This is a genomic window from Lentilactobacillus sp. TOM.63, from assembly GCF_030361045.1.
GTDB classification, from domain to species: domain Bacteria; phylum Bacillota; class Bacilli; order Lactobacillales; family Lactobacillaceae; genus Lentilactobacillus; species Lentilactobacillus dabitei.
The window spans coordinates 21,624-30,737 of sequence record NZ_JAUCAP010000033.1; the positions used below are offsets into that span (position 1 = coordinate 21,624).

General features: G+C 44.8%; 10 protein-coding genes. 4 read left to right on the forward strand and 6 right to left on the reverse strand.

The features are described 5' to 3' along the window. Positions 1–13 precede the first annotated feature (13 nt). Complete coding sequence (locus QUF07_RS07875; protein WP_217165083.1) at positions 14–661, forward strand: TetR/AcrR family transcriptional regulator; 648 nt, start codon at positions 14–16, stop codon at positions 659–661. Between the two features lie 105 nt (positions 662–766). Here the strand turns inward: QUF07_RS07875 and QUF07_RS07880 are convergent, their stop codons facing one another. From QUF07_RS07880 to QUF07_RS07900, 5 genes are all read right to left on the reverse strand, one after another. Then, positions 767–1,753 carry an aldo/keto reductase gene (locus tag QUF07_RS07880; RefSeq protein ID WP_217342163.1) on the reverse strand — a complete coding sequence of 329 codons (987 nt, stop codon included), beginning with the start codon at positions 1,751–1,753 and terminating at the stop codon, positions 767–769. Between the two features lie 127 nt (positions 1,754–1,880). Then, positions 1,881–3,497 carry an FAD-dependent oxidoreductase gene (locus tag QUF07_RS07885; RefSeq protein ID WP_289427143.1) on the reverse strand — a complete coding sequence of 539 codons (1,617 nt, stop codon included), beginning with the start codon at positions 3,495–3,497 and terminating at the stop codon, positions 1,881–1,883. A gap of 474 nt (positions 3,498–3,971) precedes the next feature. Then, entirely contained in the window at positions 3,972–4,457 is a 486-nt protein-coding gene (locus QUF07_RS07890; protein WP_289427144.1) for a universal stress protein, read from the reverse strand. An 84-nt stretch (positions 4,458–4,541) separates the two neighbouring features. Beyond that, positions 4,542–5,051: a YbhB/YbcL family Raf kinase inhibitor-like protein gene (locus QUF07_RS07895; protein WP_217165087.1), complete on the reverse strand. Its 510-nt coding sequence runs from the start codon at positions 5,049–5,051 to the stop codon at positions 4,542–4,544. Positions 5,052–5,514: 463 nt separating this feature from the next. Continuing rightward, complete coding sequence (locus tag QUF07_RS07900) at positions 5,515–6,129, reverse strand: hypothetical protein (protein ID WP_217342166.1); 615 nt, start codon at positions 6,127–6,129, stop codon at positions 5,515–5,517. 103 nt (positions 6,130–6,232) lie between these two features. Here QUF07_RS07900 and QUF07_RS07905 point away from each other — a divergent pair, with 103 nt between their 5' ends. The 3 genes from QUF07_RS07905 (at position 6,233) to QUF07_RS07915 (ending at position 8,931) form a co-directional block, all read left to right on the forward strand. Next, complete coding sequence (locus QUF07_RS07905) at positions 6,233–6,688, forward strand: GNAT family N-acetyltransferase (RefSeq protein WP_217165090.1); 456 nt, start codon at positions 6,233–6,235, stop codon at positions 6,686–6,688. 349 nt (positions 6,689–7,037) lie between these two features. Continuing rightward, complete coding sequence (locus QUF07_RS07910) at positions 7,038–8,393, forward strand: uracil-xanthine permease family protein (RefSeq protein ID WP_217165092.1); 1,356 nt, start codon at positions 7,038–7,040, stop codon at positions 8,391–8,393. Positions 8,394–8,466: 73 nt separating this feature from the next. Further along, the gene (locus tag QUF07_RS07915) at positions 8,467–8,931 is read left to right on the forward strand and encodes a GNAT family N-acetyltransferase (protein WP_217165094.1); all 465 of its coding nucleotides are present in this window, start codon (positions 8,467–8,469) and stop codon (positions 8,929–8,931) included. 32 nt (positions 8,932–8,963) lie between these two features. Here QUF07_RS07915 and QUF07_RS07920 read toward each other — a convergent pair. Then, positions 8,964–9,114: transposase (locus QUF07_RS07920; protein WP_289427145.1), on the reverse strand; the 151-nt coding region annotated here is incomplete at its 5' end.

The window sequence follows — 9,114 nt, forward strand, 5'->3', positions numbered from 1 at the left end:
GAGGGTTGATTCAATGGCAAATAAAAACTTTACAACGCTGTTTTCAGAAAGTTTGGACCAGTCAGATTTATCGGCTAAACAACAAGCCGTTCTGCGGGCAAGCTTGGAACTTTTCTCGCAAAAGGGATTTGATCGCACCAGTACAAGAGATATTGCCGATCGGGCAGCGGTGTCTGAAGGAACGGTGTATAAACAATTCAAGACGAAAGATGGCATCCTAAAAGCAATCCTGGAACCGTTCATTCACCAAGTCTTACCCAAAGCGGTCACAGAATTTATGGTCGATATGGCGCAAAATGCAACTCCGACAATTGATGAATTTTTAGAAAAGGCGGTCAAAAACCGAATGAAGTTTGCATTGGACAACCGCCAACAGCTGCGAATCCTGTTACAGGAAATTACGCGGAATGCCAACCTGGTCTCACTGATTGGCAAAGAGGCTGCCAACATTATTAATAGTCCGTTAGGTAATGTGATTCGAAAGTATCAAGAAGATGGGCAATTGGTCCGTTGGCCGCTTCAACGAATTATTCAGTATATTTTTGGCACGGTGCTGACTTATCTGTTACCGAAAGTGTTGGCTGGTGGTGAATTGGACATTGATCAAGCCAGTAAGGAAACAGTTGAATTTGTAATGCATGGTTTGAAGCCGGCTAAATGATTTGGTGCTGATTAAACAAAAGCCACTCATCCAGACGTTCAAGTTAGAGCGTTTAGATGAGTGGCTTATTTTCTGTAATTAAGTCGCCAATGTGGCAATTAATTGTTATTTCAAAATGTGATCGATTTTAGTTAATTCCGCTGGTGTAAAGGCCAAATGGTCCAGCGCTTTCACATTATCAACCAATTGAGATGGTCGACTGGCGCCGACTAATACCGAGGCAATCTCTGGTTCCCGTAGGTTCCATGCCAATGCCATTTCGGCTAAGGATTGACCACGGTCTTTAGCAACTTGGTTCAATTGTTTAACGGTTGCCAATGTCTTTTCCACCTGATCTTCATGGAGGAAGGGACTGGTCGTCTTATGAGCGCGTGAGTCTGCTGGGATGCCGTTTAAATACCGATCGCTTAATAGGCCTTGGGCAAGTGAGCTAAAGCTGACCGCGGCTTTATGTTCAGCTTTCAGAACGGGGAAGAGGTCAGTTTCAACTGACCGGTCAAACATATTGTATCTGGGTTGATGGATGACAAACGGTGTTTTTAACTCATTGAAAACTTTGGTAATCGCCTTGGTCTGGACGCCATCATAGTTGGAAATACCAATGTATAACGCTTTTCCTTGGTGGACTAATTCATCAAGTGCCATGGCCGTTTCTTCGACTGGGGTGTTTGGATCCGGTCGGTGGGAATAGAAAATATCAAAATAATCTAATCCCGTCCGCTTCAAGCTTTGATTGGCGCTGGCCATGATGTATTTTCGGGATCCCCAATCTCCATATGGGCCCGGCCACATGGTGTAGCCAGCCTTACTAGCGATGATCATTTCATCACGATAGGGTTTCATATCGCCAGCCATGATTTGACCGAAGTTTTCCTCGGCACTGCCGGGAATTGGGCCATAATTATTGGCTAAGTCAAAGTAGGTGATTCCCAGGTCAAATGCTTGGTGGATGATTGCCTTTTGATTTTCAAAAGAATCGACGCTGCCAAAGTTATGCCAAAGGCCCAGACCAATCGCTGACAGCTTTAAGCCGCTTCGGCCAACCCGGTTGTAAATCATTTTGTTATATCGTTGCTGAGAAGCTGAATACATTTTAGATCTCCTTATCTAAATAAAAGATTAATTACCTTAAATATAGCACCTCAAGTATGCTTGAGGTAAAGGTGGTACGGATTTGAAACTAAAAAAGCCCAGCAGCTGGCCGGACTTCACGAAGTTATTAAGATTCATCGATCGTTGTGACATCGTATCCCTTGCCGTCGAGAATTCGCGAGGCATTGTAGGGACCAATTCCCTTTCTAAAAGTGATGTAGATTTTTTTATCTTTTGGAATCTCCTCAATCCGATCCCGAAGTTGTGATAACGGGATATTGGCCGTTGGGTTAATTGATCCAGCCGATTCGGTTCCGGGTTCACGGATATCCAGGAAAAAGGCGTTTTGCCGGTCTTCAGCTGAAATGGCTGAAACTTTGACTGTCTTGGATCTATTTGTTAATTCTCGAATCGCCACGTAGCCAGCGATATTTAAGACATCCCGGGTTGAAGAATACGGTGGTGAATATGGGATTTCCAGAGCTGGCAGATCAAAGGCCGTTAAGTTGCCGGTAATTGCAACAGATAGTTCGGCGATTCGTTTGTCGATACCATGCTTTCCAACTGCCTGGCCGCCAAGGAGCTTACCAGTTTTTTCTTCATAGATTAACTTGAAATTCACCCGGTCAGCATTTGGGAAGAAATAAGCCCGGTCATACGGGGTGATAAAGACCGTTTTATAATTGGTGATTCCAAGTTGTTTTAAGGCACTTTCAGTGTAGCCAACATAGCTGGCAGTCAGGTCAAAGAATTTCGCAACGCCAGCACCAACGAAGCCCTTATAGGTGACAGGAGCATCTGTCATGATATCTGCCAGCAAGTGGCCTTGACGATTGGCGGGACTGGATAGGACACTTGGAATCGGTAGGCCGTTAATCAGACTGGTCGTTTCAATGACGTCACCGATGGCATAAATATCTGGCAGGTTGGTTTGCAAGTGATCATCAACGATCACGTGATGGTCAGGCGACAATCTGATTCCGGCAGCTTCTGCCAGCTGACTATTTGGCCTAACCCCAGTTCCCAAGAAGAGCATTGCAGTCTGGTGAAGGCTGCCGTCTTCAAAGACCAAGGTGTGGCCATTATTGCGGATTTCTTTGATCCCGTTGTTTAAAATGACGTGGACGCCTTGTTTGATTAGCTCATCTTTGACGATTGAGGCAATTTCTGGATCGTAGGGAGAAGCAACTTGGTCAGCTTGATCGACGATGGTCACATCCATTTGGCGTCTGACAAAAGCTTCGGCAACCTCAATCCCAATGGCGCCAGCCCCTAAAATTGTCACGGTCTTGGGCCGCTTGGCTGCTAAATACGTCATCAGCTTGTCCGCATCGGTAATGGCTCTCAGGACAAAGGCATTACCGGCGTTTTCGATTCCTTTGATCGGTGGCACAACCGGACTCGCTCCGGTTGCGATGACCAATTGATCATAACTTTCCTGATAGACGTCGCCAGTTTTCAAATTTTTTACTGTGACGCTTTTATTAGCTGGGGTGATTGAAGTCACTTCATTAAATAAGCGCACATCGATGTTATTTCGCTGTTTGAGAATTTCCGGGGTTCGCTCAATTAATTTAGAGCGATCTGAAACAACCCCGCCCAAATAGTAAGGCATCGCACAACTGGCAACCGAAATCGCTGCTCCCCGCTCGAAGATAATGATTTCGTCATCTTCATTGATTCGCCGAAGTCGCGTCGCAAACGACGGCCCGCCAGCAATTCCCCCAATAACTAACACTTTCATGGCTGTTCCTCCTCTGATCATAGCGCTTTCATCTTCTCGTTACGTTCATCATACAATATCTGGGGAGTAGGTCAATTGGTTTGGCGAAATAATTAGGCGGAATTAGTGGGGGGCGAAACTTGGGGGATGTTGAGAAGGGGGCTTGGGGTTGAATTAGTGATTTTATGTAGTTGGAATGGGTCTCAGGAGACTGGGACTACTATATAAGGAGTTCCCATTAAAATCTAAGGCCAGGATGTTGGACGTTCTTGTGTTGGAACGTGCCTCAAAAGGCTGACGCTTAATATATAAGGAGATCCCTCCACGAAAAATCCAAGACCAGGATGTTCGCCATTTTCGTGTTAAAACGTGCCTCAAAAGGCTGACGCTTAATATATAAGGAAGCCCTCACTAAAATCCAACCAGGATTTTAGTGAGGGCTTCCTTATATAACCGCGTCAAAGCGCCTTTTTCGGCACTTTCGTTTTTGGCACTCTAATTATTTTCCACCGGTTTATACGGTTTATTTTCCTTGTTTGTTCTTACTACCATGACGTCACATTTGGCGCTACGGTTAACGAATGATGATACCGAACCTTCCAATACTAGTTGTAGGCGACTCATTCCCGTTGCGCCCATCACGATCAGGTCTGACTTGTGGTCCTTTGGAAATTCAAAGGCAATAACTGTCTTTGGATTACCGAAACGAATATGGATTTGAATGTCATCCAAATCCGCTTCCTTTTTAATCCTGTCCACTGACTTATTGAGATAATCAGTGGTGTCTTCAACGAGGTTGTTGATAACATCACCATCTACCATGCCACCATAATTGTAGCCATATTGCTGGGTGCTTAATACATGAAGCACGTCGAGATGAGCACCATTATTGTGGGCAATAAGAGCTCCCTTTGCAAGTGCGTCCTTTGATTGGGCTGATCCGTCGACTGGGACCAAGATGTTGTTGTAGTTGGATTCCATGAAGCTGCCTCCCTTGTGGTCATTTATGTGTTAATTATATCACTAATTAAAAATCCAAACGGCTTGCCCAAGGAATTATTTATCCTATGCACGAGCTGGAATAACAAATTCTGCTGTTTCCAAAATATGCCCCCGCATTGCGTCTTGAAGCTCATTGAGCCAGAAACCATCCCTTAGGGGTAATTCTGTGTCCAAAGCGTAAACTGATAAATGATAATTGTGGGGTTTATCTGGAGGGGTTGGCCCATTGTAATGCCAAGCGGTTACGGGATCGTTATTACCGATCAAACCACCAGCAGTGCTGTTACGTCCTTGGACCATCGGCACCTTCGGCTTTTGACTATTATTCTCAGGAATTTCCGTGACATCCGGTGAAATATTAGCAGCGATCCAGTGAATCCACATGAAACCACTGACGGGAATGGCGTCCCAATCAACCAATGTTAAAGCAAGGGACTTGGCATCCTTGGGGGCATCGGTAATTTTAATTGGAAATGAAACGATTGGCTGATCACCCAAAATATCTACAGGTGATGCATACTTACTGTACTTATCGGCTAAAAGCCCCTTTGTTAATGGTACTTGAACCTTCATGTTCTCATCTCCTATGAAAAGTGAGCGGAGTAAAGCGCTTAGAAGTCGGAGCGTAAGTCTCCTCGGAGAGAAATTCCCGTTCTTGGAATTTTTCTCCGAGGTGCTTACGTGCAGGCTTCTGCTTTACGCAGCTGTCCTAAAAAAGTGAGCGGATCCAGGCGGTTAGAGATCGGAGTGTAAGTCTCCTCGAACAGAAATTCCGGGTTTGGAAATTTTTGTTCGAGGTGCTTACATGCAGATCTCTGCCTGGAGGAGCAGTCCTACTAAGTGAGCGGAGTAAAGCGGTTAGAAACTGGAGTCTAAGTCTCCTTTGGCAGAAATCCCTGATTTTGGGATTTTTGCCGAAGGTGCTTAGAAGGAAGTTTCTGCTTTACACAGCAGTCCTCAACCCAATAATATGTCATCTCAACTGACTTCTCAAATTTTAAGTTAAATAGATTCAGCCAGTTCCCCAAAGATTACATTATTTGATGAATTTCAGCACATAATAACCCTGGCCATTGGACGAGATCGTATAGTTGACGTAGCCGTCTTTGAGCCATTGTTGCTTCGTCGCGTTTGCCCAATTCTTGGCATCGTTCACCGATGAAAATGTGTGAGTCGTAGCGAAAGGATCTGGGATTTTTGGTTTGGCAGGTGCCTGTTTGTTCGCTTTATTGAGTAATTGCTGCTCACGGTTTTTAACGGTTTTGTTCTGTTCATTATTGATCGACTTTTGAAGTTGACCCCGTTCAGCAGGGGTTAACCCACCAGCTTTGGCATCGTCTATTTTGCTGGAAAAGGCGGAAACTCGATTGTCTTCCACTTTTTTGGTTAGGCTGCCCTTGGAGTTGCGACCCTCAATGGCATTTTTGGATTTATCGATGGTTTTACTGATCGCAGCCGTGGAGGATGAATTCGATTGATGGCTGTGGCGAGTCATCAGCCAGTTAATGGAAAATGCCAGTCCAATCGCAATGATTAAAATGAGCAGGGCAAACCACCAGCCGCTGTATTGTTTTCGACGTTGACGGCGGCGATCCTGTTCTGAATTAAAATCATATTTTTTGTATCTTGGTTCATTGTCATGCCTATTCACATTAATACCTCATTTAGATTCGATTATTGCATCTCAACCCGATTGAATATATTATAACAGAAAGCAAAGGGGTTGTATTTTTCACGAAAAAAGGATGGCAGTTATGACACAAATTGAAGTAAAGCAGTTTGCAGCATTAAGCACCAAAGAACTATTTGAAATTTATAAATTACGAGTCGCCGTTTTTGTTGTTGAACAAAAATGTTACTACCAAGAAGTCGATGATGACGACTTGATTTCCTATCATGTGATGTTCAAAAACGCCGAGGGGGACTTGATGGCTTATGCCAGAATTATTCCTGAAGAAAACCAGTCAGTTACCCGAATTGGCAGGGTTGTCGTGAACCCAAAGTACCGGGGCGGTGGCTTAGGAAGAGAGTTAGTGCAAGCCACCTTGGATAAGTCGAAGGAACTATTCCCAGAAGCAGCCAAAATTGTGCTGGCCGGACAAGAGTATCTGAAGTATTTCTACCATTCATTTGGGTTCAGGGATGTCAGCGACGTTTACCTAGAGGATAATATTCCCCATATCGATATGGAGTTGGCTTTAAAAAATTAGATTGACATGTTTCTGCAGTATATTATACTTAATGACAACTAAATGAATCTTTAAATCTGGTCCGAGAGGCTGGCAAGATGACGGCATTCAAACACAAATAGTCGGCCCTTGCTGGGTGCGGCTATTTTTTGTTGAAGTGTGTGGAGCAAAGCGGTTAGCAATCGGAGTGTAAGTCTCCTTTGGAGGAATTCCCGAGTTTGGAATTTTTCCAAAGGTGCTTACACGTAGATTGCTGCTTTGCGGAACACCATTCTGCAATGTATCAGGGTGCTTATGTGCGGGTTATTGTTTGGTAGCACATCATTCAGCTATCTCCACCAGATTTACGCAACTACAAAGGAGCGGAAAAATGGCAGACAAGAACGAGTTTCACGACGATCGGGCGATACTAGACATTCATGATATGCCGAAATTCTTCCCGTGGGTCGGCTTATCATTGCAGCACATGTTTTCGATGTTTGGATCAACGGTGATTGTACCGTTGTTGGTTGGGTTGAGCCCAAGCATTGCCCTATTTGCCTCAGGGGTCGGCACGTTGCTTCATATTATGATTACCCAGCGAAAGATTCCTGCTTACATGGGCTCAAGTTTTGCCTTTATTACACCGATGCTGGCGTTGATGAAGACGACGGGTTATCCGGGCATTGCCCAAGGCGTGATCGGCGTCGGGATCGTGTATATGATCGTTGCCGCAATTATTTGGGGAGTCGGGTCAGACTGGGTGGATAAAATTTTGCCGCCAATTGTGGTTGGTCCCATTGTCATGGTCATTGGCTTGTCCCTTGCAGGGAGTGCCGCTCAGGATGCGATGATGAAAAATGGCAAATACAGTTTATTGTACTTTGGTATTGCCTTAGCAACGTTATTTTTAGCCATTATTTTTAATATGCTGTTTAAAGGGTTCATCGGCCTGATTCCGGTTCTACTTGCAATTGTTTGTGGGTACGTGATTTCCGTGTTCTGTGGCATTGTCGACCTGCATACGATTGCCAGTGCGCCGTGGTTCAAAATCCCTGCATTCGATATTCCAGGGATTGATTACAAATTTAAGATTGATTGGGCGGCCATTTTAGCCATCACCCCAATTGCGTTTGTAACGATGACTGAGCACATGGGGCATATCATGGTGCTCGATGAATTGACCGGTCGAGACTTTTTTAAAGATCCTGGATTAAACCGAACCCTTGCTGGAGATGGTGCTGCGTCACTATTTGCCGGATTGGTTGGGGCACCGGCTATGACCAGTTATGGGGAGAACATTGGCGTGATGGCTATCACTAAAATCCACAGTGTTTATGTGCTGATGGGGGCCGCCATGTTTGCAATCCTGTTCGCATTTGTGAATAAACTGAACGTCTTAATCATGCAGATGCCGATGCCAGTTATTGGTGGAATTAGTTTCCTGTTGTTTGGAACAATTGCCACGGCCGGAATCCAAGTAATGGTTGAAAATAAAGTGGATATGAATTTGAAACGGAACTTGATGATTGCTTCAACCGTAATGGTAATTGGGGTTGGAAATGCTTATCTGCAAATCAAGAGTTTTCAATTTACCGGGCTGGCATTTGCCACGATTATCGGAATTGTCCTAAATCTGATATTGCCGCAAAAGGCTGCTAGCGAACGGGAACACGAACAACACTTAGCCGCCCAAAAGGCTGAAGAAAAGCAGCGACTATTGCACCAGAAACGAATGAAACAATAAACCGACTTGGTTAGAAGCTGAAAAAGTTCCAAACGATGCAGTTGAAACATTTATGTTGGGCTTGGGGGATACAATGCTAGAACCCAGTCACCAACCACAAATTGCGTATAAGCCCGCGACTACTAAAGCGGATTTTGAGGCAGCAAAGCAACTCTTGATTGAGTATGCGAAATTACTTGGGTTTGACCTGAAGTTTCAGGACTTTGCTACTGAGCTAGCTGAACTGGCAACCCACTATAATCAACCCAAGGGTGACTTGATTATGGCGTATGTGGATGGCGAGCTTGCCGGTGCCGTTGCCGTGCACGAATTTGAACCTGGAATTGCGGAAATGAAGCGATTGTACGTTAGGAGTGGTTTCCGCCAATTAGGAATTGGGCGAGAGCTGGTCGCTAGAATTTTGGTGAGTGCCAAAGAACTGGGCTATCGGTCAATTCGATTAGATACTTTGAAGGAAATGCAGGGGGCCCTCAAAATATATCGGGCTGCCGGATTTAATGAAAGGATTCGCAGAAATCTCCTGGTTTTAACCAGGTAGATGAATGCACAAACTAATACCGAAAGGTGTTATCAGCGTTGATTATCGATATAGCGTTCAACAACTTCCCTGCTCATGTTGCCAAGCGTGCTCATGTAGTAGCTGTGTGACCATAAATGGCCACCCCAAAACTTTTGGGCTTTTACTTCCGGGTGCTTCTCAAAGAATAGGCGCGCAGAGCCA